This window comes from Geobacillus sp. CX412, assembly GCF_027942335.1.
GTDB classification, from domain to species: Bacteria; Bacillota; Bacilli; order Bacillales; family Anoxybacillaceae; genus Parageobacillus_B; species Parageobacillus_B toebii.
Genome location: NZ_CP103461.1, coordinates 1,325,090 through 1,348,632 on the forward strand (window position 1 = coordinate 1,325,090; position 23,543 = coordinate 1,348,632).

Sequence of the window (23,543 nt, forward strand, 5' to 3'; positions counted from 1 at the left end):
AAGCGGTGTTGTTTCTTTTTTTTCAAGAAATTTTCGCGAATTTTGTTGATTTTTGTATATGTTTTCGTAAAAATGAAAGTATACAAGGCAGCTTTTCTTAAAAACTATCATTGAGAGGTAATTGCTTCATGACAGGTAAGTATGCTGCTTTTTTCCATCATTTTACCGAGGCAGTCGCGATTTTAAATACAGAAGGATATGTCATTTATACGAATCCTGCGTTTCAAGCACTGTTAGGTACAAATGGCAGCGGCGCGGTACGACACGCCCATTTTGAAACCATTGCTGAGATGGAAACCATCGTAGTAGAACCGTTATTGCAATCGGTTAGAAACGGGAAATCCATACATAATGTAGAATGGACGATTAAAAAAGCGGATGACCGTATCGTTCCAGTGAGTGCTGTTTTTTCGCCGATTGTAAATGAACAAGGAGAAATCGATTCGATTTTGTGCGTATGCCGCGATGTGACGAAGGAAAAGAAACTAGAACGAGCATTGGAAGAAAGCAAACAACATTTTCAACTCATCGCTGAACATTCTACGGATTATATTCTTATTTTTTCCAATAAACGTGAGCTATTATACATACCATCATCTCTTGAGAAAGTAGGCACGGCAATTCACCAATATTCGTATGAAGATATCTTACAATTTGTGCATCCTGATGATTTGCCGAACATTGTGAGGAAGTTTGATGAGCTATATCGTACATATGACACTCAAATCGCTGAATTTCGCAAGCGCGATAACGAAGGAAAATGGATATGGATGGAAGCGCAAGGGAAAGCGATTGTGAATGAACAAAATGAACTTGATTATGTGATTGTGACGGTGAAAAACATTGGCGAACGGAAAAAATACGAGGAAAAGTTACGGCAGCTTGCCTACTTTGATTCGTTAACAGGCATTGCGAACCGCAGCTATTTTGAGAGATACATAAAGCAGCTGATCGAAAGCCAAACCGATTTTGCGTTATGTTATTTGGATTTTGATAAATTTAAATGGATTAACGATCACTTTTCCCATCAAGCTGGCGACTATTTTTTGCAGGAAGCGGTAAGAAGGGTGCAAAGCGTGCTGCGCTCCGAAGATTTTTTTGCGCGCATTGGCGGAGATGAATTTGTGCTTTTGCTTCCGAACATAGCAAAAGAAGAAGTGACGAAACTCGCCGATGAGCTTGTTCAAACGTTCCATAAGCCGTTTTATTATGAAAAACAGCTTATTCAGTCTACGCTATCGATGGGAATTGCTTTTTTCCCAAAAGATAGCGACCGAATCGAGCAAGTCATGAAATACGCCGATCAAGCTCTATATAATGTGAAAAAAAGAGGAAAAAATGGTTATGAGTTTTATCGTCCGACGCAAAATCGGAAAGCGATCATTGAACAAGATTTGCCGTTTGCGATTTTGCGTGAGCAATTTTATTTATGCTACCAGCCGAAAATTAAGCTTGACAGCGGTGCAACGATGGGAGTGGAAACACTGTTGCGTTGGCGCCACCCATCGCTTGGAGAAATTCCACCGCTCGACTTTATTCCACTTGCCGAACAGAGCGGATTCATTTTTGAAATTACGTTATGGGTGCTTGAACATTCGTGCCGCCAAGTGAAAGAATGGCAGACGCAATTCCCTGGGCTGAAATTAGCTGTCAACTTATCGCCGTTTTTATTAAATCGAACGGAATTGGTTCAGCATATTGTCCATATTTTACGGGATACGCATTTTGCGCCAGAGCATTTAATTTTGGAAGTGACAGAAAGCGGCTTGATGGAAAACTTTGAAACGGGCAAGCATATTTTAACTCAGTTAAAAAATATCGGCGTGCAAGTAGCCATTGATGATTTCGGCACAGGATTTTCTTCGTTGGCGTACATTCGGAATCTGCCGGTGTCTTTATTAAAAATTGACCGCAGCTTTATTCAAGGAATTGCGGAGAACTCGAAAGATGCAACGATTGTCGATACGATTATTCATTTAGCGAAAAGCTTGGATATTCAAGTATTGGCGGAAGGCGTCGAGACGTATCATCAAGTAGCGCTTCTCCAACAGATGGATTGCGACTTTGCCCAAGGGTTTTACTTTAGCAAGTCGTTAGAAGCCGAGAAGTTGCAAAAATGGCTAGAAGAGTATATGGTATTTGATTCTCATCCCTTCTAATGAATACATTAGAAGGGATTTCCTATTATTTCCGTCCGTTTTTCATTATAAATGTCGCACACTAATAGTAACAAACGGCGATGGGGGAGTTCCATGATTCAAGAGTTTTTACCGCTTAATCAACCGATGAAAGAGCAAATAATTCGTTCACTGCGCGACATTACGGAGGAGGCGGAAGCAATCCGCCAATCGTTAATGATGGATGAGTGCTGTATATTGTCGCGTTTAGAAACATTGCAAAAGCATATCTTGGATGTACAAACAGCGGCCGCTTCTTTTTATTTGCATTCTTATTTAGCGGAATATACGCCGCATTATGACGATTTGTCCCTTGCGGCAAAACATTTGGCGGAACGCCGTCATGGTGCTCTCATCGTTATTGAGCGAAAGGATTCGCTGGATCATTTATTGCATCATGGTGTTCCTATTGGGGCAAAGGTTTCACATACGTTGTTAGAAACGATTTTTTATCCAGGCAATCCGCTTCATGATGGGGGAGCGTTAATCCGTTATGACGAAATTGTATCGGCAGGCAATATTTTGCCGCTTGCCGAGCATGTGACACCGAAGCGGAAATTAGGTACCCGCCATCGCGCCGCAATTGGGTTAACAGAGCGAAGTGATGCGCTTGTAATCGTCGTCTCCGAAGAAACCGGCGCCATCTCGTTTGCTATTAACGGACGATTATACGTACTCCGTCGATGAGAGGAGGGAGAAAGATGGAATTTGCGCCAAGAAGCGTGATTATCCATGAGTTTATTGACACGCTGCAGCCGTTGATGGATGTTTATCATTTGGACCAAGTCGGCATTTTCGAAGAAGAAGGCGCAGGAAACAAGTATTACATCGGCTATACGATCAACAAAGATGATAAAATGATTGTCCTTCATATGCCATTTGTCAAAAATGAACGCGGTGAGCTGGCATTGGAAAAACAAGAATGGACGATACGGAAAGATGGGCGGGAACAAAAAGGATATCAATTTCTGCAAGAAGCGATGGACGAAATTACTGATAGACGATAACGAAGACGATTGATGCCCTCAGGCAAGATCGTCTTTTTTCGTGAAGCAAAAAGGAAAACAAAGCGATCATCGAGAAGTAAAAATGGATGGCGCATGATGAAATAGAAAGGAAAGGAAGGCATGATTCAGGAAATAAACATAGAGGCAGACGAATGGGCGGAAGCGGTGCTGCGCCTTCAATTGCGTTCTTACGCTGTCGAGGCGCGGCTGATCGGATTTCCCGACCTTCCGCCATTGCAAGATACAGTCGCAACGTTGCAGCAGTGCGGTGAACGGTTTTATGGATATATGAAGCAAAAACAGCTGGCAGGAGCGATTTCCTATGAGCGGGCAGAAAAGACCGTGCACATTTGCCGCTTGATGGTGGATCCCGGCTTTTTCCGGCAAGGGATCGCCAGCTCCTTGATTGAGTTTGTCTGTCATCAAGAACGGAATGCGAACGAAATCATCGTTATGACAGGAAGCGCGAATATACCTGCGCTTCGTCTATATGAACGTCACGGTTTCCGCGAAGTCGAACAAATGAGGATGCCAGAAGGGATATGGATGACCAAACTCGTAAAGTGGCTGAACTGATATGAGGAAAATCATCGCGCTTGGAGGCGGCAGATTTTCTATGAAGCTGGAAAATCCGCTGTTAGATTGGTATATTTGGAGACAAGCAAAAAAGAAAATCCAAAAATTTAGCTGCCAGCTCTAAAACCAATGCGAAAGCATACCGTGTGCGCAAAACGAACAAGGAGTAGAAGAAATATATCGAAATGGGAACGATGTATTTAGGAGAAGGAGAACTAGTATGAGTGAGTATTTGATAGTGAAAAAACAAAAACTGGAGCCGGCGGTGGAACAATAAGAGACAACAGGAATGGGGGAACGAGAATGGCAACGTTATATTTAACAAGACATGGAGAAACACGATGGAACGTTGAAAAGCGGATGCAAGGGTGGCAAGATTCGCCGCTTACGGAAAAGGGGCGGCAAGACGCAATGCGGCTTGGAAAACGGCTGGAAGCAGTCGATTTGACCGCGATTTACGCCAGCACAAGCGGACGAGCGCTCGAAACCGCCCAGCTGATTCGCGGCGAGCGGCTGATTCCGATTTATACCGAAGAACAGCTGCGGGAGATTCACCTTGGCGACTGGGAAGGAAAGACCCATGAGGAAATCAAAGAATTGGATCCTATTATGTTCGACCACTTTTGGAATCATCCGCATTTATACACACCACGGCGCGGCGAGCGGTTCATCGATGTCCAAAACCGAGCGTTTGCCGCCATTGAGCGAATCATCAAACGCCACCCTGAAGGAAACATTTTAATTGTTACGCATGGGGTGGTGTTAAAGACGGTTATCGCTCGTTTCAAAAACACGCCGTTAAAAGAGCTTTGGGCTCCTCCGTATATGTATGGAACCAGCGTTACGACCGTGCGGGTAAACGATGGGAAGTTTGAATTGATTACTGAAGGTGATGTGTCGCATTTGGAAGAAGTAAGGGAAGTATGATTGACCATATCCCGCTCCTTTGTTTTCGAAAAGGAGCGGGTGTATGGTTAAATGCAGCGAAAAGACATTTTTTATCCAGCAAAATGTAATTGGAAGAGTAGTTTCCTCAGGAATAAGCAATATATTTGTTTCCGAATTGGTTCATTTATTAGGCACGATGGAAGATTATATGGAAAAAATGATTCTTTCTCTTAAACAATTAATGGCTTCTTCAGCGTTTAAAATGACCGATTGGAAACAAAACGGCCTATTTTCTGTAATTAAATTGCTTTTGAATGGTAAATTTCGTTCATTGGCCTCGACGGCAAAGAAATATATTGAGGTCAGCAAAAAAGGTGGGCGTTTACTTGATCCAATCTGGACAGATTTAGCTGAAAATTTTGTTACGTTCAAACGTTTTCTGCATTTTCTATGCGATCACGACGTGTGGAAAATACATAATTCATCATCTAACCCACGAGTATTTACATATTTTATGTAGTTATTACGTCGGAAACTGATTGAATGGAAGCGATTATCGTATTTAACGGCGAGGGGAAATTTGACAGGACGATGGGTAAACTAACTTGATTAATAGAAAACCATAAAGTTACAATCACACACAAAAATCCCCGTTCCCTCTAAACAAGGAAACGGGGATTTTTCATACAAAGCCAAACCATTTGGCAAGTTGCGCGGTGAAAAACGTGACAGCAATAGCGATGCTTGTCGGAAGCGCAAAAGCGACAAACGTCCATTTTTTGCTTTTCGTTTCTTTGTAAATATTAACGAGCGTGGTGCCACACGGATAATGAAGCAAGGAAAACAGCATCATATTGAGCGCGGTCAGCCATGTCCAGCCGTGGTCGACGAAAATTTGTTTGAGTGAGTGCAGACCATCGACTTCCGTCAAGGAACCAGTCGATAAATACCCCATTAATAAAATCGGCAGGACGATTTCATTGGCGGGCAATCCTAAAATAAACGCCATTAAAATATAGCCATCAAGCCCAAGTGCTCTAGCAAAAGGATCGAGCCAATCAGCGATATAGGCGAGGACGGTCGTATCCCCGATATGAATGTTTCCTAGTATCCATGTTAATACTCCAGCTGGAGCGGCAACCACAATGGCTCGCTTTAGCACATAAATGGATTTGTCTAATGTGGCGCGAACAATGGTATCCCATATTTTCGGGCGCCGATACGGAGGGAGCTCTAATGTGTAATGGGTGGGGATGCCGCGGAGCGCCGTTTTCGATAGCACCCATGAGACGGTAAGCGTAACGACGATGCCAAACAGCACCATCGCGACAACGACACTAGCGGTGACGAATGTTTTCCATCCGCCAGTGTAGCCTGCCGCCATAAATAAGGAAGACAGCAAGATCAATGTCGGCCACCGTCCGTTGCAAGGGACGAAGTTGTTCGTCAAAATCGCCAGCATTCGTTCGCGCGGCGACTCAATGATGCGCGTTGACATAATAGCCGCGGCGTTGCATCCGAATCCCATCGCCATCGTGAGCGATTGTTTTCCGTGCGCTCCCGCTTTTTTAAACAAGCGATCCATATTGAAAGCGACACGCGGGAGATATCCATAGTTTTCTAGCAATGCAAAAATTGGAAAGAAAATCGCCATCGGCGGAAGCATCACGCTGACGACCCAAGCAGTGCCTCGATATAACCCTAACACAAGCAACCCGTGCAGCCAGTCAGGGGCGTGCAGTGCTTGAAAGAAAAGGGTAAGATATCCTTCAAGCCATCCGAAAAAGCTTGCCAGCATGCCAGATGGAATATTCGCGCCGGCAATCGTGATATAAATAACGACCGCAAGCATCGCAAGCATGATCGGAAATCCCCATAATTTTGAAGTAAAAATGCGGTCTAGCTTTTCCGTTTCGTATTGTTTTGCTTGATTCGTATAGGTAACCGTTTCATTGCAAATCGCTTGGGAGGTGCGAAAAATAGCCGATACGATTTGTTCGCGCGTATCCGCAGGCGCCAGTGCTCGCGCTTCATTCATCAGCTCTTCAAACGGACTTTGCGGTATCGTGGCATGCATATATAGACACCTCCTTTACGGATGGAAGCGGTTGTTGTTGGAGAGCCTGAAGCAAAGACATATCTCCGTCAAGCAATCGAAGCGCGACCCAGCGGGCAGGGTACGCATCGCCAATAACCTCTTTCACGCGTGGAATGAGCTTTTCGATGCATTGTTCAATTTCTGGACTGTACCGGACGGCAATCGGGTTTGTTTTGATTTTTCCGCGCACCATCAAATCGATTGTCTTTAATAACGTGTCGATTCCTTCTTTATTGCGCGCGGAAATCGGAACGACCGGCACTCCTAATGTTGCCGCTAGTTTCTCGGTATCGATGCGGATTCCTTTCTTTTTCGCTTCGTCCATTAGGTTCACACAGACGATGACGCTGCTTGTCATCTCCAACACTTGCAAAGCAAGATTTAAATTTCGTTCCAAAGCGGTAGCATCGAGTACCACTATCGTAACATCGGGTTTTTCAAAAATAATAAAATCTCGCGCCACTTCTTCATCCGCCGAATTCGAATAAAGCGAATAGGTTCCAGGCAAATCGATCATTTTATAGCGGTTGTTATTGTACGTAAAAAATCCTTCCGCATGAACGACCGTTTTTCCCGGCCAATTTCCGGTATGCTGTCGCAATCCGGTCAAAACGTTAAACAATGTGCTTTTTCCTGTGTTCGGATTTCCCGCAAGTGCGATTGTATATTCATTTGTGGACATCGCGTATCCTCTCCCCATAAATATGGTCACTTTCTTCTTTCCGCAATGCAATCGTTGTGTTGCTGACACGATATGCGGTTGGGTCTCCCAGTGGGCTTTTTTGCAGAACACTTATTTCGCATCCTGGGACAAATCCTAAGTCAAGCAATCTTCGTTTCATTGTTCCATCTTGTATGTCAAGCTTCACAATACGGAAACGTTCTCCTTCTTCTGCCTCGGATAAACGCTGCAATTTTACTGAAGGCATAATAGTTTCCTCCTTATCAATAAATTGCGTTAAGGTTATAATTTTGCACCAAACCAAATTTTATTTTTTATCTTATTCCGCCTTCTTTGTTTTGTCAATCATTTTGTTTTTTGGTTTTACGACGAATTTCTTCATTATCTTCACAAAGTTCGTTTTCCGCTTTTGTATTCTCAATAATAGGAAAAGATGATATTATATAAATAGTCTAAATTTTCAATCGAAAAATAGGTGGGAGAGGGGTGAATTCTGCGTTTTTTCGCAGATGAATATGAAAGCGATTACGGATGGGACGGTATTATGGATGCCGACAGAGGAACATATTCAACGATCGAATATTAAGCGCTATATGAATTGGTTAAAGGAAAAAAAGGGTCTGTCATTTGAAACACATCGACAATTATGGAATTGGTCCGTTGAACAGCTAGAAGAATTTTGGGAATCGGTGTGGGAGTATTGCGAGGTGAAATCGGCGACTCCTTACCGTTGCGTTTTAGAAGAGCGGAAAATGCCGAGAGCGAAATGGTTTCCAGGTGCGAGGTTAAATTATGCGGAGCACGTATTTCGAAACGAGCGATCCGATCGCCCAGCGCTTCTTTTCCGTTCCGAGCGCGTGCCTTATCGTGAAGTGGCTTGGAAAGAGCTGAAAGAAAAAACGGCGGCAGTCGCAAACGCGCTCAAAAAAATCGGAGTCAAACCGGGAGACCGAGTGGTGGCATATATGCCAAACATTCCGGAAACCGTCATCGCTTTCTTAGCGTGCGCCAGCATTGGGGCGATTTGGTCGAGCTGTTCCCCGGATTTTGGCGCAAGCAGCGTCATTGACCGATTCCAGCAAATTGAACCGGTTGTGCTTTTTGCGATTGAAGGATGCCAATATGGCGGCAAAGAGTTTGATAAACGTCCGATTGTCGACGAATTGCGGGAAAAATTGCCGTCGCTCAAAAAAACGATTTTGCTTCCATATTTGCGGGAAGACGTACAAGCACCGGATGATTCCGTTTTATTATGGGATGATATCATTCGGGAAAAAGCGGAACTTACTTACGAATACGTTCCGTTTGACCATCCGCTTTGGATTTTGTATTCCTCCGGTACAACAGGCTTGCCGAAGCCAATCGTTCAAGGGCATGGCGGCATTTTGCTCGAACATTTAAAATCGCTCTTGATTGAAGAAAATTTGACAAAGGAAAGCACATTTTTCTGGTTTACGACAACAGGATGGATGATGTGGAATTTTCTCATCGGCGGATTGTTAGTCGGAGCGTCGGTCGTGCTTTATGACGGGAGTCCGACGTATCCGGATGGAAACGTGTTATGGGAGCTGGCGGAAAAGGCGCGCATTACCCATTTCGGAACAAGCGCAGCGTTTATTAACGTTTGTATGAAGCTTGGCATTAAACCAAAAGAATTATACGATTTTTCCGATTTGCAAGCGGTTCTTTCAACAGGTTCGCCGCTGACGACGGAAGGATTTGCTTGGGTATACGAAAACGTGAAAGACGATATTTGCCTAGTTTCGTGCAGCGGCGGGACGGACGTATGCACCGCTTTCGTTGCCGGTTCGCCAATCTTGCCGGTTCGTGCGGGGATCATCCAATGCCGTTCGTTAGGGGCAAACGTACAGGCATTTGATGAAAATGGAAATCGTTTAATTAATGAAGTGGGAGAGCTAGTCATTACCGACCCAATGCCATCGATGCCGCTGTTTTTCTGGAATGATCCAAATTACGAGCGATATTTGGACAGCTATTTCGATACGTATCCAGGAATTTGGAAGCACGGGGATTGGATTAAAATCGACGAAGAAGGCGGCTGCGTCATTTACGGGCGTTCTGATTCGACGATTAATCGCGCCGGCGTCCGCATGGGAACGAGTGAAATTTACCGCGCTGTCGAATCACTCGATGAAGTGCTCGAAAGTTTGATCATCGATTTAGAACTGATGGGAAGAAAATCGTTTATGCCGTTGTTTGTCGTGCTTCAGCCAGGAGCGTCATTAGATGAGGAACTAAAGGAGAAAATCAAAAACGAAATTCGCCAAAAAGTATCGCCGCGCTTTGTCCCAGATGAAATTTACCAAGTCGAGCAAATTCCAAAAACATTAAACGGAAAGAAAATGGAAATTCCAATTCGCAAGCTGCTGCTCGGATTCCCGCTCGAAAAAGCGGTCAATCCTGGATCGATGGCGAATCCGGAGGCGCTACAGTTTTTTATTGAATTATCAAAGCAGTTAGCAAACAGTAAACAGGATAGTTTATCTAATCATTAATCGTATTTCGCAAAGGGCTGAGCCAAAGAGTTTTGGACCAGCCCCTTCTGTTTGGTTGGAAAAGTAGTTTAAGAGTTCTGGATTGCGTAAATAGAATGCTAGTTCATGTTGTTGGTTGACAGTTATAACGAAAATGATTATCATTTTTATTGGATGTGATTTTCATTATCTTTAGAGGGGGACAACGAGATGTTGACGAGAAAAAGAAGTATCGTATTCATGCTGATCCTGGTTCTCGTTCTCGCAATGATGAGCGCTTGCGGGAATCAGAAAGACAATACAGCATCGGAAAAGGAACCGAAGACAGAAGAAAGTGCAACGAAAACATTTACGATGGCGAACGGGAAAAAAGTCAAAATTCCCGCACATCCAAAACGGGTGGTAATGCCATATGAATTTTTAGGAAACGCGCTGGCGCTTGGGGTGAAACCAGTTGGCGTCACGCAGGCAGTTATGGAGAATCCGTACATAAAAGAACAAGCAAAAGGGATTGAAAACGTTGGCAATCCGATTTCCCTAGAAAAAGTTGTTGAATTAAATCCAGATTTAATTATTGTATATTTAGAAGACCAATACAAACAGCTATCGAAAATCGCTCCGACTGTTTTCATTCCTTTTGGCCATTATAAAAACATCCAAGAAGAAATGCGGGTATTTGGCGAGCTTTTTGGCAAGCAAAAGGAAGCGGAGCAATGGATTCAACAATTTGATAAGAAGGCGGCAGCTGCCCGTGAAAAAATTAAAGGCGTCATCGGCGAAAATGAGACCGTTGGCATTTATAAACTGCAAGGAAAAGATTTTTACGCCATCGGCGACAATTTTGGCCATGCTGGTCAAATTATTTATAACGCTCTGCAGCTGACACCGCCAGAAAAAATTAAACAAGAAGTGATTCAAGGTCCGCAATGGAAATTGATTTCGCTAGAGGCGTTGCCTGACTATGCCGCTGATCACATGTTTTGGACGGTATATAAAATGGACGGAACCGAACAGGCGGAAAAAGAGCTGAAAAACAGCGCGATTTGGAAAAACTTAAATGCGGTGAAAAACCATCATGTTTACGAAATGAAGATCGAAGACATTTGGTTTTCTGATGCCATTTCACTTGAACATCAGCTCGACCTTGTTGTCGATACATTGCTTTCTGCAAATCAAAAGTAGGGTGGAATGATGGTAAGGAGAGGAAAGATGGAAATAGAGAAACATATAAAACGATCATCGCGTTCGTGGGCGGCAATATTGGTGCTAGTCGTTGGACTAAGCGCCATTCTTTTTAGCATCGCCCTGTCCATTTCGGTCGGTGCGGCGGATATCCGTTTAACGACAGTATGGGACGCAGTTTTTCATTACGATTCGCGGCAAACCGCCCATGCAATTATCCGCGATTTGCGCCTTCCTCGTTCCCTTGCGGATGTGCTTGTCGGAGCTAGTTTTGCGGTGGCGGGCGCCATCATGCAAGGAATGACGAGAAATCCGCTTGCTGATGCGGGGTTGTTAGGATTGAATGCCGGTTCGACATTGATGGTAGCGATTTGTTTTGCGTTTTTTCCTGGACTTTCTTATCAATCACTCATCATATGGTCGTTTTTCGGAGCGGCGGCGGCAGCCGGGATGGTGTATGGAGTCAGTGCGCTCTCAAGAGGCGGCGTTACTCCGATTCGCCTCGTGTTGGCGGGCGCGGCGGTAAGCGCATTGTTTACCTCGCTTAGTGAAGGAATCGCCATTCATTTTCAGCTTAGTCAAGAATTGGCGTTTTGGTATGCCGGCGGTGTCGCCGGGGTGAAGTGGAGCCAGCTGAAGCTTTTGGCGCCGTGGATTGTTGCGGCCTTAGTCGCGGCATTATTATTGTCTCGGTCCATTACTATATTGAGTTTCGGGGAGGAAGTTGCGACCGGATTAGGTCAGAAAACAAAGATCGTCAAACTAATGGGAGCGATGATCGTGCTTGTGCTTGCCGGCGGCGCAGTGTCCGCAGTCGGCCCAATCGGGTTTGTCGGTCTTGTCGTTCCGCATCTGGCCCGCTTTTTTGTTGGCGTCGATTATCGTTTGGTTATTCCATGTTCCGCGGTGCTCGGCAGTTTGTTGATGCTTTGGGCGGACATCGGTGCTAGAATGATTCATCCGCCATATGAAACGCCGATTGGCGTGTTGTTCGCTTTAATTGGTGTGCCGTTTTTCCTTTATGTCTCCCGCAAGCGGAAGGGGGAATTTGCATGAAACGCCGCGCTATTGTTATTACTGCCCTTTTTTTTCTTTTGCTTTTGTTGGTTATCATCAGTCTGAATACCGGAGCAAGCAAAATGTCTCCATTAGAAGTGGCAAAAACGCTTGCTGGCATGGGGACAGCGAAGCAGGAGTTAATTTTATTTGAATTTCGTCTTCCCCGCATGTTGATTGCGATACTAGCAGGGGCTGGGCTGGCGCTGTCCGGATGCATTATACAGACGATATCGCGCAATCCGCTTGCCGACCCTGGTCTTTTAGGCATTTCGACCGGAGCGGGTGTAATGGTCGTATTATATCTTTCGTTGTTCCCAACGGGTACGGATGCCCCTGCATTATTTCTTCCTTTTCTTGCTTTTATTGGAGGTGCGTTGGCGGCGGCGCTTGTGTTTGGCTTGTCCTATGAAAAACAAGAAGGGCTGCTTCCCGGACGTCTCGTTTTAACAGGAGTGGCGGTCGCCGCTGGATTAAGTGCGCTCATGACGGTGCTGTCGCTTCGGCTCAGCAGGGAACTGTATCAATTTGCGGCAGTTTGGCTGACGGGAAGCATTTGGGGAGCGGCATGGGAATATGTATGGGCGCTTTTGCCGTGGATTCTCGTGTTGTTTGCCTTCGTTTATTACAAAGCGCGCGTGCTTGACGCGTTATCATTTGACGAAGCCACCGCAACAGGACTCGGCGTTTCAGTGGCAAAAGAACAAATTCAATTATTGGCGGCAGCTGTCGCATTAGCGGCCGCTTCCGTATCTATCAGCGGAGGCATCGGTTTTATCGGGTTAATTGCCCCACATTTGGCACGAAGATTAATCGGCGTACATCATGTCTATGTACTGCCGGCGTCCGCATTGCTTGGCGCTTGTTTGCTGCTGGGGGCGGATACGGTCGGACGAGCAATTTTGCAGCCATCGGAAATTCATGCAGGCATCGTTGTCGCCATCATTGGGGCGCCATATTTTTTATATGTATTGGCGCGTTCTGCACGTTAAAGGCAGGCTTCAAAACGAAGCCTGCTTTTTTGTTTGCGTATTTCTAATTGCTTAATATATATAAAAATAATGTAAGGACAAAACTTTCTTGGCATCAGTTGGAGGAAAAAACGATGATTCACGTTAAGCATTTACATAAATCATTTCGCGTGCATGTCCGGCAAGCGGGCTGGCTTGAGTCGGTCCGCAGCTTGTGGAACCGCAAATATCGGATTGTAGAAGCGGTCAAAGATATTTCGTTTACGATTCAAAAAGGAGAGATTGTTGGGTTTCTAGGTCCGAATGGGGCGGGAAAGACGACGACGATGAAAATGCTTGCGGGACTCCTTCACCCTACATCGGGAGAAATTACGGTTGGCGGCTTTGTGCCATTTGAACAAAAAGCGGAATTTAAAAAGATGATGAGTTTAGTGATGGGGCAAAAAAGCCAGCTTATTTGGGATATCCCGCCGATGGAAACATTTTTGGTGAACAAAGCGATTTATGAGATTGACGATCGAACATTTCGGCAAACATTAGACGAATTAGTGGAATTGTTGGAGTTAGAGCCGCTGCTAGACAAACCGACCCGCAATTTGTCGCTCGGGCAACGGATGCGCTGTGAACTTGCGGCGGCGCTGCTGCATCGCCCGCAAGTATTGTTTTTAGACGAGCCGACCATTGGACTCGATGTCCATACACAGGAAAAGGTGCGCCGTTTTATCGTTGATTACAATCGCGAGCATGAAACAACGATTTTGCTGACGTCGCATTATATGGGGGATGTGACGGCACTGTGCGACCGCGTCATGATTATCAATTACGGAAAGCTGATTTATGATGGGGAGCTGACGGTGCTGACGGAGAAACTCGCACCATACAAGCGGCTTGAAGTTCGCTTTGCCAAGGTTCCTGACGTGCGCTGGGAAGATTACGGAGAGGTTGTGGAAATCGAAGACGGAAATGTGGCATTGCGGGTGGCGAGGGAGAAAGTAGCAGAGGTGTCGGCCCACTTTTTGCAGCATTTCCACGTGCATGATATTAACATTCAAGACCCGCCGATGGAAGAAGTAATTACGCGGGCGTTTCAGGAGGGATTGAATGCATGATTCGTAAATACATCGCCCTTCTGCGCATGAAATATGTCGAAATGTTAGCTTATCGCCTCGCAACGATTGTTTGGATGACAGGAGCGATTGTCCAGCCGCTCATTACGATGGTCGTCTGGATGAATATCGACCCGTCCCAATCGGACACGTTCATTTTTTATTTTATGGCCGTTATTTTCGTAGAACGCATGACGAGCGCGTGGGACGTTTGGGAACTCGACCATGAGATTCGCGATGGGACATTTTCCAACTATATTATTCGCCCGCTCCATCCGATTCATTGGGCCATTGCGGAAAACATCGTTTATAAAGTGTTGTTTCTCGTCATATTAGTGCCGATATGGACGGTGGCAGCGCTGTTTGTGCCCGCGCTTCGCTTTGACATGACAGGCGGACAGGCGCTTCTGTTTTTGACGGCGGTGCTAGTTGGCGCGGCGCTTCGCTTTTTGCTCAGTTATGCTTGCGGCCTGCTTGGTTTTTGGATTACGAAAGTAACGGCAGTATATAGTTTGCTCGAAGTGATTTCTTTGTTTTTGTCAGGGCGGATTGCGCCGTTGTCGATGTTGCCGCCTCTATTGCAGCAGTGGAGCGTCTTTTTGCCGTTTCGCTATATGATTGGCTTTCCGATTGACATTATTACAGGAGCGATAAATCAAAAAGAAATAATGAACGGTTTTTGGATTGCGTTCATTTGGGTTGTTTTGTTTATTATTGCCGTGCAATGGTTATGGAAAGCGGGATTAAAGAAAAATCAAGCGGTAGGTGGGTGAAAATGCGGAGATATGCGCGGATTTTTCGCGAATTTTTCCGAACGTGTTTCGTCGAAGAACTGGAATATCGAAGCGAGTTTCTCGGCAATTTGCTGTCCAGCTTTTTTGGAATAGGGATTGCGATTTTAACGGTAAATATCTTTTTTTACCAAACTGATCAATTAGCGGGCTGGACATATGCTGATGTGCTTGTCTTGCTTGGCGTCTTTAATACGCTCAGAGGGCTGATTGATTTTGCGCTTCGCCCGAATATGCCGCGCTTATTAGAACATGTCCGAAGAGGGACGTTGGACTATATTTTAACAAAACCAGTCGACAGCATGTTTTATGTCAGCTTTCGTCATTTAGTGTTTTGGCGGCTGATTGATGTTTTGCTTGGTCTTGGAGTCATCGGCTACGGATTAGTAGAAAAGCATTATATTCCGTCACTAGTGGATGTGGCCGTTTTTATCATGACGATCGCTGCTTCATTTGTGTTAATTTATTCGTTATGGATGATGTTGATGACGACATCGTTTTGGGTCATCCGCATTGATGATTTATCGTTTATTTTTGATTCGTTTTTTGAAACAGCAAGATTTCCGATCGGCATGTACCGCGGCTGGGTGCGCATCGTGCTGACATATGTACTGCCTGCCGCAGTGATCACGAACATGCCTGCATTGTCGCTGTTAGGAAAGTGGAACATTGTTACCGCGCTGATATCCGTTGTGCTCGCCGGTGTCTTTTTATGGCTGTCACGCCGTTTTTGGCGTTTTGCGCTTCGCTTTTATACGAGCGCGAGCAGTTAAGGAGGGAAGCCCTCCGTTTAGATTGACAGCAAGTAAAAAAGGGTTACAGACATTCGTCTGTAACCCTTTTTGTCAACAGTCTGAAAACAGAGCTGTTTATTATGGCTCTGTTTTATTTTTTATTGTTATCATCAAGTTATATTGCCGCGTATGGAAACATGTTTGACTAACAAGAATTGATTCTCATCCAAAAAAACGTGTTGAACTGCAATATAGAGGCGGTGTGATTGCACCATGGTATCGAAAAGTGATCGGTGCAATCGATGGGAACCAAGGCAAATCTACGACCTCAAGATTTTTTAGTTGCCAAATCCACCCGTATCGGATAATATCTAAAGTCTAAAGAAGAAGTTTTAGAAAGGGGAATTTCATGGCGGAACATTCATCCATCACTTCTTTATTAATTGTAGTAGTCGTCGCATTTTTGACGCCAATTTTATTGCATCGTTTACGGCTGCAGGCGATCCCGGTTGTTGTGGCGGAAATTATCGCAGGTATTATGATTGGTAAGACAGGGTTTGATATTGTAAAACCTGATATGTGGATTGAAACATTATCGACATTAGGATTTTTGTTTTTAATGTTTTTAAGCGGCTTGGAGATTGACTTTTCCGTGTTTGCGCGCAAACCGAAAGCGAGCAAGAAAGAGAAGGAGCCGAATCCATTTGTCGCCGCGTCGATCATCTTTATGGCGATATTCGTTTTATCGTATGGACTTTCTTATTTGTTTGTTTTAACCGGATTTATGGATAACGCGTTTTTAATGACATTGATTATTTCGACGATTTCTCTCGGCGTCGTTGTTCCAACGTTAAAAGATGCCAATTTAATGAAAACGACGATTGGGCAAACGATTTTGTTAGTCGCGGTCATTGCTGATTTGGTGACGATGATTTTGTTGGCCGTATTTGTTTCCATGAATGAGCCAGAACATGGAAGTACATGGCTGATTCTTGGATTGTTTGCATTCGGTGTTCTTTTTTATTTTGTTGGTAAATATTTCAAAAAACGTTCATTTGTTGAAACAATGGCAAAAGGAACAGTACAAATCGGCACACGTGCGGTATTTACGCTCATCATTGTGCTCGTCGCTTTATCGGAAACGTTTGGAGCGGAAAATATTTTAGGAGCGTTTTTAGCAGGCGTGCTCGTTTCGCTATTATCGCCGAATAAAGATTTAGTGCATAAATTAGATTCATTTGGATATGGGTTTTTCATTCCTATCTTTTTCGTGATGGTTGGGGTGAATTTAGACTTACGCGCATTGTTGGCAGAGCCGAAAATTTTAACGCTTCTTCCACTTTTACTGCTTGCGCTCGTTGTTTCGAAACTGATACCTGTTTCAATTTTAAAAATTTGGTATGATACGAAAACAACAGTCGCGTCGGGATTTTTGCTTGTGTCTACGTTGTCGCTTGTCATCGCGGCAGCAACGATCGCAGAGCGTATTAACGTTATCGACGAGAATATGAAAGGCGCGCTGATTTTAGTGGCTGTTATATCCAGTATCGTTTCACCTATTGTCTTCAAAAAGCTGTATGCAAAGCCGGATGATAATGAGGAAAAAATAAACATTTCGTTTGTTGGCACCAACCAATTTACGCTGTCAGTCGCAAAGGTATTAAACAAACAGCGCTACGATGTAACGCTATATCATATTCGGCAAGAAAAAATAGAGCTGCCTGTTTCCGATCACGTTTTTCCGATTGTCGATATCGAAGACTATTCGCTAGAAACGCTTGAAAAACACGGAGCGTTTACGGCGGATATTTTAGTTGCGCTGACAGGAAACGAAGAGATTAACGCAAGTGTCGCATTAGCCGCGAAAGAACGTGGAATCGAGCGGGTGATTGCTTTGGCGGAAACACCGAAGCAGGTCGAACGGCTGAAAGCAGAAGGAATCGAAATCATGTCCGCCTTATTATCGACAACGGCGATGCTGCAAGCGTTCATCGAATCACCAAGAGTGGCGCGGATGTTTATAAACAAGGATGCGACATTGCATGAAATTACGATGAATAACAATGAATATGATGGAATCCCGCTTCGCCGCTTTCCGTTTATGGGAGATTGCATTATCGTACGGATCTTCCGTGAAAATGAATCGATTGTCCCACATGGGGATACAAAGCTGCATAAGGGAGATCGCCTAATTGTCACCGGATCCAATGAGTATGTTGCCGAGCTTAGGGAGCTGTTGGAATAGTAGCGCATCTGTTACGAGAGATCGACTGACAATGAGATATAGAAAATGAATACAATGTTCCTCGCTTAGCCAATATGGTGGAGCGGGGATTTATTTGCAGGTTGAATTTTTACTATTCTTAAAATATAATAAGGCGGGAAGAGGAATGGAACTACAGCTAGAACCGCGCAGACGGACGTGGAAATGGCGGCTTTCGGCACTGATAAAAAGTTTTGAATGTATCCGGTGAATATGCGGAGAAAGTATTGGCATTTTTGCAGCAATTGCGGAAGGAGAACGACAATGAAGCGAGTTGATGTGGTGTATGTGCTTCTATACGATGAAGTGGAACAAAAGGTATTAATGGTGTACAACAAACGAGGAACATGGTCGCTTCCTGGCGGGGGAGTGGAGAAAGGAGAAACGTTGCGGGAAGCGGCGATTCGCGAGGTAAAAGAGGAAACGGGATATGACGTGGATGTTCATGATATCATTGCCCTTAATGAAGCGTTTATGGACGGTAATCATGTCTTTTTTATTACGTTTCGTGGAACGATTGTTCATGCGCCTGTGGTAATAAGTAAGGATGAAAACATCATAGACGTTCAATGGGTGGACATCGAAACAGCAGAACAACGGATGCCGTATCATCCAAATGGGATTCGCGCTTTTCTCCGGCCAACAAGCGGTGCACAATATACGATTCAACGGTAAGTAAAATAAGTTGAATAAAATTTTTTCTTGACATGAAAAATATATGGATGATTATAATAGTGAATAAATTATGCCGTTCATTGATAGATAGCCAAATTGCTAGAATGACAGTGCAGTTTGGTTATAGCCGATCGGGATGTTTCACTAAAAATAGTGGGCATGCCGTTTTTTTATGGAAAAGGGGGAACTAAGACATGCCAGTATCAAAAGGAGAAATGGAAGATCAAATTAGCCGCGCGCTTACGCAATGGGAAAAAGAATATTTAGGACGGGGGTCCGTTGCTGTTAAGACCGATATCGTTCGTAACATTATTCTCATTCAATTAAAAGGAATTTTAACGCCGGCGGAAAAAAACTTAGCAAGCACGAAGGATGGATTATTGTCAATCAAGCGCATTCGCGCGGATTTAATTGAATCGGGCAGCGACCAGCTAAAAAAAATGATTTCAGAAATTACCGGAAAAGACATCATCAGCATGCACACCGACATCAGCACCCGTACCGGGGAGCGAGTGATTGTTTTTTTATTAAACGAGAATTTAGAGGAAGAGCTGCGGAAATAACGATTTGGTGGTGATGAACTGGAGACATTTTTCAGCCATCGAAAAATGTCTCCGGTTTTTATATCTTTTGTAGAATCGTTATAGCAACAGAGGCTAAAATGAAATAAGGAACTGTTTTAAATGAAAGAATTGCTTGTGTCCATTCCGCCGTTTTGAAAAAAGTAAACATTATACTGAATCCCTTTCATATCAACATAAAACACTACGGTGCAAACGGGAAAAAGAAGAAAGCGACAAAAAATAACATGATGTAAACTGCGGCGATGTAAATGAGCGTAAAGAAGAAGGCGAAAACAAACAGCCATACTCGCGCTTCAGAAGGTGATGTCATTGTTTTCTGGATAAAGCGAAACAAAATAAGTAGAAGCAAAGAAAGGGCGAACATGAGATATGACGGAACAGCCCATTTTCCTAACGAAATTGAACCACCAGCGTTTCGCCATTCCAAGCGGCTGAGGTGGAAAAAGCCAGTTTGATAGCGAATCCATAACGAACCGATAATAAATATAGCGACCAAAACAGCAAACGTGCCGCCAATCCATCGTCTTTGCGTCGATGTTGCCCCTCGCAACAAAAGCATCACAACACCAAAGTACCCAAGTGCAACGAGTTCCATGCATATAACTCCTTTTTTAGATTATAATTCTACTTATATGAAGGAAATTCCTTTTTTATCCGTCTAAGGATAGGAGGAGATTTTTCATGTGTGGACGATTTTCATTAACAGTTGGAATCGAGCAATTGCAATCGCTTTTTGGTTTTGGCTATAGCGAAAACATCGCTCCTCGTTTTAACATTGCTCCAAGCCAACAGGTGCTAACCGTTATGGAAGAGGATGGAGTGCGAATTGGGAAGATGATGAAGTGGGGGCTCGTGCCGTCTTGGGCGAACGATCCGAAAATCGGCTGGAAGATGATCAACGCCAGGGCGGAAACCGTTGATGAAAAAGCGAGCTTTCGCCGTGCGCTCAAGCGGCGGCGCTGTTTGATTTTAGCGGACGGATTTTATGAATGGAAAAAAGAAGGAGAGAAAAAAATTCCATATCGCTTTACATTGCAAAACGAGCAGCCATTTGCGTTTGCAGGTTTGTGGGAAACATGGGACAAACATGGTGAAACGCTGTATACGTGTACGATTATTACAACAAAAGCGAACGAATTGGTAGGTACGATTCATGATCGCATGCCCGCGATTTTACCGCAAGAGTGGCATGACGCATGGCTAGACACGAAGTTAGAGGATACTGATTATATCAAATCGCTATTGCAGCCGTATCCTGCCGAAGAGATGAAAATGTATGAAGTGTCAACGATCGTTAATTCTCCGAAAAACGATGTCGCTGATTGCATAAAGCCAGTAAATGGGGGAGAAACATGAATCCGATTGTATTGTTTGATGACATTTGCTCGCTGTGCAATGCAAGCGTGCAGTTTATTATCGTGCGTGATCCACATGCCGTATTTCGCTTTGCTTCTTTGCAAAGTGAAACAGGAGCGGCGCTGCGGGAAAAGTTTGGTGTTCCCGAGGTGGACAGTCTCGTGTTGCTCGAAGATGGCCGCTATTATATGAAATCAAGTGCCGCTCTCCGCATTTGCCGGCGGCTTGCCGGCGTTTGGAAACTGTTTTATATATTTTGGCTTGTTCCGAAGCCGCTGCGCGATTATGTATATGATTTTGTCGCCAAGCATCGGTATGAATGGTTCGGAAAGCGCGATCATTGCCTGATGCCCACTCCCGACATCCGCGCGCGGTTTCTCGATGATGATTGATGACAAGCGCGATTGTTGAATGACGCATTTGTAAGAGAATTAGCTTGGCACAAACAGACACAATAAAATAGGACTGCCCTCTCTCTTTTTTTGCAAAAAATGTTGACAATCGAGGGAAAATCCTCATATTATAAGAGCAAATAGTGTAAAATTACACTAAAAGGGAAATTTGGTATAAAAGGGATGGTGGTTTTGAAGTACGGATGGTGGATTTGGGGGTTCAGCCTTCCTGTCTTTTTAGTGACGTATGTGTATTCATTCTTTCTTGCCAGCAAAATTGCCTATGAATCCCAGACGGATTGCCGACCAAAATTTATTTTTACTCCGAAAGATGTGGAATATTGCAGCGATATTTACCCCATCAATGTTTTTCTCATCTCGTTAAAGACATGCCCGCTTTCCTACCTTTGTATTGCATCAGGAATGTTCTTCATTCTGCATCCACTGTATCAGCTTTATAAAAAAAGCTTTCATATAAAACGGTATATTTGGCACTGTCATGGATCCCTGTCCCATTTCTCTTTCATTTTTTCGACTATAATCAATATATTTCGATGCGTTCGTCTGCATCTCCTGTGATTGTATTATGTGTCGCTATTATCATTGTAGGAGGCCTATCCACACAAGCGAACTGGAAAACGTTTTTCCTGATGAACGGAATCGCTGCGGTTTTGACATTGTGCCTTGCGTCGCTTGCGATCCCGAATGATCTGCATTGGTTTAAGCCTGTTACGAGAAATGTAGCTATGGTGTTTACAGCGATTGTGTATACACTTGGCCAGTTTGTCGTGCACTTCCTTGTCAGGGGCGTCATCACGCTAGTAAAGAGGGGATAATGGTGGATTGTTTAGGATGCCGGATTGCGCATGGATTAGAACCAACATATATCATATATGATGATGAGCTAGTCACTTGTGTGCTCGATATTGATCCATTCAACGAAGGGCATATGCTTATTTTACCTAAGCAACATATTCGGGAATTGGAGGAAATGGATGAGGAGCTGTCGCTGCATGTGATGAAAACATCGCAATTATGTGCAAACGTGCTAAAACAACGGTATGGGGCGGACGGCATTACCATTTGCCAAAATGGCGGTGTGTTTAACGATTTGGGGCATTATCATATGCATGTTATTCCTCGATTTATCGGGGACGGATTTACATGGAGCGAGTCGCAGTTCGATACAGGAGCGAAGCAGCGGCTTGCCGAAACAGCCGCTAATCTGAAAATCTATTTTCATCGCGTTTTAGGAAAGTCCTAATCAAGAAAAGAGAGAAGGAAATTGCGTCTCCTCTCTCTTATGTGGTAATCGTGGGAATTACTCGAGCTGCTTTTGAGCATAGCCAATAAGTGGAAAACTTAATAGCAATAAAGCCACGATAAATGTGATGACGCCAAGCCAATGAAAATGGGTCCAAAAATAGCCGCCGGCTGTGCCAGCGAGGCTGGAGCCTAAATAATAGAATAAGAGATAAAGAGAAGAGGCTTGCGCTTTATTTACGTTTGCACGCTCGCCAATCCAGGCGCTCGCGATGGAATGGCAGCCGAAAAAGCCAAAGGTAAATAACGAAAGCCCGATGATGTTGACAATGATAGACGGAACGAGTGTAACGACCGCACCAAGCACGGTCAATGCCACCGAAATGCTTAACACCAGCGCATGGCCGTGTAAATCGGCTTTTCTTCCCATATAAACCGAACTGAAACTGCCAAATATGTATACGATAAAAAGGAACCCGAGAACGGACTGGCTGAACGAATATGGCGGTTCGCTCAATAAAAAGCCGATATAGTTATACAGCGTCACAAATCCGCCCATAAATAAAAAGCCAAGTGCAATGAGAGCCATTAGCGGTTTATTGCGCAAATGAACGGCATACGCCTGCAGTGCGGTTTTGCCATTGAGCGGTTTTTTTATTGAATGTCGAGGCGTTGGGAGAATGAAAGCAAAAATCATGCTTAATAGAAGAGAAATTGCTCCAATGGAAAATAGCGCCGTCCGCCACGAAAACAAATCGGTCAGCACGCCTGTTACAATACGTCCAGCCATACCGCCGATGCTCGTTCCACTAATATAGAGACCCATCACTTTTCCAATCCCAGCCGGATGAAATTCCTCAGCGACGTAAGCCATGGCCAGTGACGGGATGCCCGCGGCCGTCATGCCAAGAAACGTGCGTGCAAGGACAAGGGAAAGAAAATTAGGGCTAAACGCCATGGCCATCGCTAATATCGATGTCAACAGCATGGACATCATCATCACATTCTTTTTGCCGATGCGGTCGGATAAACTGGCCGCTATGAGCATCATTACCGCCAACGTTCCGGTAGACGCGGAAACCGTTAAGCTGGCGGACGCCGCAGAAACATGAAACTCTTTTGAGAAAATCGGCAACAGCGGCTGCGTCGTGTATAAAATCGCAAAGGTGACAAATCCCCCGAAAAATAGTGCCAAACTTGCTTTTATGTATTCGGTGGTGCCTTTTTGGATGTACGTCAATGTTTCT

27 protein-coding genes are annotated in these 23,543 nt (G+C 44.4%); 22 read left to right on the forward strand and 5 right to left on the reverse strand.

What is annotated here, in order from left to right; translation table 11 throughout:
* Window positions 1–128 precede the first annotated feature (128 nt).
* The 7 genes from NXM86_RS06990 (at window position 129) to NXM86_RS07020 (ending at window position 5,168) form a co-directional block, all read left to right on the forward strand.
* On the forward strand, window positions 129–2,159 hold the full coding sequence (locus tag NXM86_RS06990; protein ID WP_089097782.1) for an EAL domain-containing protein: 2,031 nt from the start codon (window positions 129–131) through the stop codon (window positions 2,157–2,159).
* A gap of 93 nt (window positions 2,160–2,252) precedes the next feature.
* Window positions 2,253–2,864, forward strand: a complete 612-nt coding sequence (gene cdaS / locus NXM86_RS06995) for a sporulation-specific diadenylate cyclase CdaS (protein WP_062755188.1) — start codon at window positions 2,253–2,255, stop codon at window positions 2,862–2,864.
* A gap of 14 nt (window positions 2,865–2,878) precedes the next feature.
* The gene (locus NXM86_RS07000; RefSeq protein ID WP_089097780.1) at window positions 2,879–3,184 is read left to right on the forward strand and encodes a DUF5634 family protein; all 306 of its coding nucleotides are present in this window, start codon (window positions 2,879–2,881) and stop codon (window positions 3,182–3,184) included.
* 120 nt (window positions 3,185–3,304) lie between these two features.
* Entirely contained in the window at window positions 3,305–3,760 is a 456-nt protein-coding gene (locus tag NXM86_RS07005; protein ID WP_089097779.1) for a GNAT family N-acetyltransferase, read from the forward strand.
* A 1-nt stretch (window position 3,761) separates the two neighbouring features.
* Window positions 3,762–3,884 (forward strand): hypothetical protein, encoded by a 123-nt coding sequence (locus NXM86_RS07010; protein ID WP_375781771.1) that lies wholly within the window; start codon window positions 3,762–3,764, stop codon window positions 3,882–3,884.
* Window positions 3,885–4,063: 179 nt separating this feature from the next.
* Window positions 4,064–4,687: a histidine phosphatase family protein gene (locus NXM86_RS07015; protein WP_089097778.1), complete on the forward strand. Its 624-nt coding sequence runs from the start codon at window positions 4,064–4,066 to the stop codon at window positions 4,685–4,687.
* Between the two features lie 43 nt (window positions 4,688–4,730).
* Complete coding sequence (locus NXM86_RS07020; RefSeq protein ID WP_498958800.1) at window positions 4,731–5,168, forward strand: hypothetical protein; 438 nt, start codon at window positions 4,731–4,733, stop codon at window positions 5,166–5,168.
* Between the two features lie 162 nt (window positions 5,169–5,330).
* Here the strand turns inward: NXM86_RS07020 and NXM86_RS07025 are convergent, their stop codons facing one another.
* From NXM86_RS07025 to NXM86_RS07035, 3 genes are read right to left on the reverse strand one after another with little or no spacing between them, the layout of a single operon-like run.
* On the reverse strand, window positions 5,331–6,686 hold the full coding sequence (locus NXM86_RS07025) for a nucleoside recognition domain-containing protein (RefSeq protein WP_498959005.1): 1,356 nt from the start codon (window positions 6,684–6,686) through the stop codon (window positions 5,331–5,333).
* 7 nt (window positions 6,687–6,693) lie between these two features.
* On the reverse strand, window positions 6,694–7,428 hold the full coding sequence (locus tag NXM86_RS07030; protein WP_081188896.1) for a FeoB small GTPase domain-containing protein: 735 nt from the start codon (window positions 7,426–7,428) through the stop codon (window positions 6,694–6,696).
* Window positions 7,415–7,675 carry a FeoA family protein gene (locus NXM86_RS07035; RefSeq protein ID WP_062677947.1) on the reverse strand — a complete coding sequence of 87 codons (261 nt, stop codon included), beginning with the start codon at window positions 7,673–7,675 and terminating at the stop codon, window positions 7,415–7,417. Before NXM86_RS07035 ends, NXM86_RS07030 begins: the two co-directional genes overlap by 14 nt.
* Before the next feature lie 268 nt (window positions 7,676–7,943).
* Here NXM86_RS07035 and NXM86_RS07040 point away from each other — a divergent pair, with 268 nt between their 5' ends.
* From NXM86_RS07040 to NXM86_RS07085, 10 genes are all read left to right on the forward strand, one after another.
* Window positions 7,944–9,944 carry an acetoacetate--CoA ligase gene (locus NXM86_RS07040; RefSeq protein WP_498958801.1) on the forward strand — a complete coding sequence of 667 codons (2,001 nt, stop codon included), beginning with the start codon at window positions 7,944–7,946 and terminating at the stop codon, window positions 9,942–9,944.
* A gap of 189 nt (window positions 9,945–10,133) precedes the next feature.
* Window positions 10,134–11,105 (forward strand): iron-hydroxamate ABC transporter substrate-binding protein, encoded by a 972-nt coding sequence (locus NXM86_RS07045; RefSeq protein WP_328267993.1) that lies wholly within the window; start codon window positions 10,134–10,136, stop codon window positions 11,103–11,105.
* 27 nt (window positions 11,106–11,132) lie between these two features.
* Entirely contained in the window at window positions 11,133–12,161 is a 1,029-nt protein-coding gene (locus tag NXM86_RS07050; RefSeq protein WP_041269689.1) for a FecCD family ABC transporter permease, read from the forward strand.
* On the forward strand, window positions 12,158–13,153 hold the full coding sequence (locus NXM86_RS07055) for a FecCD family ABC transporter permease (protein WP_081188895.1): 996 nt from the start codon (window positions 12,158–12,160) through the stop codon (window positions 13,151–13,153). The genes NXM86_RS07050 and NXM86_RS07055 overlap by 4 nt, the downstream gene beginning before the upstream one ends.
* 113 nt (window positions 13,154–13,266) lie before the next feature.
* Window positions 13,267–14,241 (forward strand): ABC transporter ATP-binding protein, encoded by a 975-nt coding sequence (locus NXM86_RS07060; protein WP_171698917.1) that lies wholly within the window; start codon window positions 13,267–13,269, stop codon window positions 14,239–14,241.
* Complete coding sequence (locus tag NXM86_RS07065) at window positions 14,238–15,011, forward strand: ABC transporter permease (RefSeq protein ID WP_081188893.1); 774 nt, start codon at window positions 14,238–14,240, stop codon at window positions 15,009–15,011. Before NXM86_RS07060 ends, NXM86_RS07065 begins: the two co-directional genes overlap by 4 nt.
* Before the next feature lie 2 nt (window positions 15,012–15,013).
* Window positions 15,014–15,802 carry an ABC transporter permease gene (locus NXM86_RS07070; protein WP_062677943.1) on the forward strand — a complete coding sequence of 263 codons (789 nt, stop codon included), beginning with the start codon at window positions 15,014–15,016 and terminating at the stop codon, window positions 15,800–15,802.
* Window positions 15,803–16,172: 370 nt separating this feature from the next.
* Window positions 16,173–18,008 carry a monovalent cation:proton antiporter family protein gene (locus NXM86_RS07075; RefSeq protein WP_062755252.1) on the forward strand — a complete coding sequence of 612 codons (1,836 nt, stop codon included), beginning with the start codon at window positions 16,173–16,175 and terminating at the stop codon, window positions 18,006–18,008.
* 282 nt (window positions 18,009–18,290) lie between these two features.
* The gene (locus NXM86_RS07080; protein ID WP_328268480.1) at window positions 18,291–18,701 is read left to right on the forward strand and encodes an NUDIX hydrolase; all 411 of its coding nucleotides are present in this window, start codon (window positions 18,291–18,293) and stop codon (window positions 18,699–18,701) included.
* 194 nt (window positions 18,702–18,895) lie between these two features.
* Entirely contained in the window at window positions 18,896–19,264 is a 369-nt protein-coding gene (locus NXM86_RS07085) for a Na-translocating system protein MpsC family protein (protein WP_015864126.1), read from the forward strand.
* 202 nt (window positions 19,265–19,466) lie between these two features.
* Here the strand turns inward: NXM86_RS07085 and NXM86_RS07090 are convergent, their stop codons facing one another.
* A complete protein-coding gene (locus NXM86_RS07090; RefSeq protein ID WP_062755256.1) occupies window positions 19,467–19,880 on the reverse strand; it encodes a hypothetical protein in 414 nt (137 codons plus the stop codon).
* An 86-nt stretch (window positions 19,881–19,966) separates the two neighbouring features.
* Here NXM86_RS07090 and NXM86_RS07095 point away from each other — a divergent pair, with 86 nt between their 5' ends.
* The 5 genes from NXM86_RS07095 to NXM86_RS07115 all read left to right on the forward strand — a co-directional run bounded on the left by NXM86_RS07095 (window position 19,967) and on the right by NXM86_RS07115 (window position 22,297).
* Window positions 19,967–20,641, forward strand: a complete 675-nt coding sequence (locus NXM86_RS07095) for an SOS response-associated peptidase (RefSeq protein ID WP_375216492.1) — start codon at window positions 19,967–19,969, stop codon at window positions 20,639–20,641.
* Window positions 20,638–21,033 (forward strand): thiol-disulfide oxidoreductase DCC family protein, encoded by a 396-nt coding sequence (locus NXM86_RS07100; RefSeq protein ID WP_015864123.1) that lies wholly within the window; start codon window positions 20,638–20,640, stop codon window positions 21,031–21,033. Before NXM86_RS07095 ends, NXM86_RS07100 begins: the two co-directional genes overlap by 4 nt.
* A 183-nt stretch (window positions 21,034–21,216) precedes the next feature.
* Entirely contained in the window at window positions 21,217–21,612 is a 396-nt protein-coding gene (locus NXM86_RS07105; RefSeq protein WP_498958804.1) for a DUF4306 domain-containing protein, read from the forward strand.
* Entirely contained in the window at window positions 21,522–21,869 is a 348-nt protein-coding gene (locus tag NXM86_RS07110; protein WP_143420554.1) for a hypothetical protein, read from the forward strand. The genes NXM86_RS07105 and NXM86_RS07110 overlap by 91 nt, the downstream gene beginning before the upstream one ends.
* Window positions 21,869–22,297 carry an HIT family protein gene (locus NXM86_RS07115; protein ID WP_081188885.1) on the forward strand — a complete coding sequence of 143 codons (429 nt, stop codon included), beginning with the start codon at window positions 21,869–21,871 and terminating at the stop codon, window positions 22,295–22,297. The genes NXM86_RS07110 and NXM86_RS07115 overlap by 1 nt, the downstream gene beginning before the upstream one ends.
* A gap of 57 nt (window positions 22,298–22,354) precedes the next feature.
* On the opposite strand, the gene NXM86_RS07120 is transcribed toward NXM86_RS07115, so the two are convergent.
* Window positions 22,355–23,536, reverse strand: coding sequence for an MFS transporter (locus NXM86_RS07120; RefSeq protein ID WP_081188884.1), 1,182 nt, complete (start codon window positions 23,534–23,536; stop codon window positions 22,355–22,357).
* Between the last annotated feature and the right edge of the window lie 7 nt (window positions 23,537–23,543).

Excerpts from the sequence above, each read along its gene's own strand:
- cdaS (WP_062755188.1), top strand. The coding sequence starts at position 2,253 with ATGATTCAAGAGTTTTTACCGCTTAATCAACCGATGAAAGAGCAAATA.
- NXM86_RS07095 (WP_375216492.1), top strand. The coding sequence starts at position 19,967 with ATGTGTGGACGATTTTCATTAACAGTTGGAATCGAGCAATTGCAATCG.
- NXM86_RS07115 (WP_081188885.1), top strand. The coding sequence starts at position 21,869 with ATGGTGGATTGTTTAGGATGCCGGATTGCGCATGGATTAGAACCAACA.
- NXM86_RS07105 (WP_498958804.1), top strand. The coding sequence starts at position 21,217 with ATGGTGGTTTTGAAGTACGGATGGTGGATTTGGGGGTTCAGCCTTCCT.
- NXM86_RS07090 (WP_062755256.1), bottom strand. The coding sequence starts at position 19,880 with ATGGAACTCGTTGCACTTGGGTACTTTGGTGTTGTGATGCTTTTGTTG.
- NXM86_RS07070 (WP_062677943.1), top strand. The coding sequence starts at position 15,014 with ATGCGGAGATATGCGCGGATTTTTCGCGAATTTTTCCGAACGTGTTTC.
- NXM86_RS07050 (WP_041269689.1), top strand. The coding sequence starts at position 11,133 with ATGGAAATAGAGAAACATATAAAACGATCATCGCGTTCGTGGGCGGCA.
- NXM86_RS07020 (WP_498958800.1), top strand. The coding sequence starts at position 4,731 with ATGGTTAAATGCAGCGAAAAGACATTTTTTATCCAGCAAAATGTAATT.
- NXM86_RS07030 (WP_081188896.1), bottom strand. The coding sequence starts at position 7,428 with ATGTCCACAAATGAATATACAATCGCACTTGCGGGAAATCCGAACACA.
- NXM86_RS07000 (WP_089097780.1), top strand. The coding sequence starts at position 2,879 with ATGGAATTTGCGCCAAGAAGCGTGATTATCCATGAGTTTATTGACACG.
- NXM86_RS07100 (WP_015864123.1), top strand. The coding sequence starts at position 20,638 with ATGAATCCGATTGTATTGTTTGATGACATTTGCTCGCTGTGCAATGCA.
- NXM86_RS07060 (WP_171698917.1), top strand. The coding sequence starts at position 13,267 with ATGATTCACGTTAAGCATTTACATAAATCATTTCGCGTGCATGTCCGG.
- NXM86_RS07040 (WP_498958801.1), top strand. The coding sequence starts at position 7,944 with ATGAAAGCGATTACGGATGGGACGGTATTATGGATGCCGACAGAGGAA.
- NXM86_RS07005 (WP_089097779.1), top strand. The coding sequence starts at position 3,305 with ATGATTCAGGAAATAAACATAGAGGCAGACGAATGGGCGGAAGCGGTG.
- NXM86_RS07035 (WP_062677947.1), bottom strand. The coding sequence starts at position 7,675 with ATGCCTTCAGTAAAATTGCAGCGTTTATCCGAGGCAGAAGAAGGAGAA.
- NXM86_RS07010 (WP_375781771.1), top strand. The coding sequence starts at position 3,762 with ATGAGGAAAATCATCGCGCTTGGAGGCGGCAGATTTTCTATGAAGCTG.
- NXM86_RS07045 (WP_328267993.1), top strand. The coding sequence starts at position 10,134 with ATGTTGACGAGAAAAAGAAGTATCGTATTCATGCTGATCCTGGTTCTC.
- NXM86_RS07025 (WP_498959005.1), bottom strand. The coding sequence starts at position 6,686 with ATGAATGAAGCGCGAGCACTGGCGCCTGCGGATACGCGCGAACAAATC.
- NXM86_RS07065 (WP_081188893.1), top strand. The coding sequence starts at position 14,238 with ATGATTCGTAAATACATCGCCCTTCTGCGCATGAAATATGTCGAAATG.
- NXM86_RS06990 (WP_089097782.1), top strand. The coding sequence starts at position 129 with ATGACAGGTAAGTATGCTGCTTTTTTCCATCATTTTACCGAGGCAGTC.
- NXM86_RS07085 (WP_015864126.1), top strand. The coding sequence starts at position 18,896 with ATGCCAGTATCAAAAGGAGAAATGGAAGATCAAATTAGCCGCGCGCTT.
- NXM86_RS07015 (WP_089097778.1), top strand. The coding sequence starts at position 4,064 with ATGGCAACGTTATATTTAACAAGACATGGAGAAACACGATGGAACGTT.
- NXM86_RS07075 (WP_062755252.1), top strand. The coding sequence starts at position 16,173 with ATGGCGGAACATTCATCCATCACTTCTTTATTAATTGTAGTAGTCGTC.
- NXM86_RS07080 (WP_328268480.1), top strand. The coding sequence starts at position 18,291 with ATGAAGCGAGTTGATGTGGTGTATGTGCTTCTATACGATGAAGTGGAA.
- NXM86_RS07055 (WP_081188895.1), top strand. The coding sequence starts at position 12,158 with ATGAAACGCCGCGCTATTGTTATTACTGCCCTTTTTTTTCTTTTGCTT.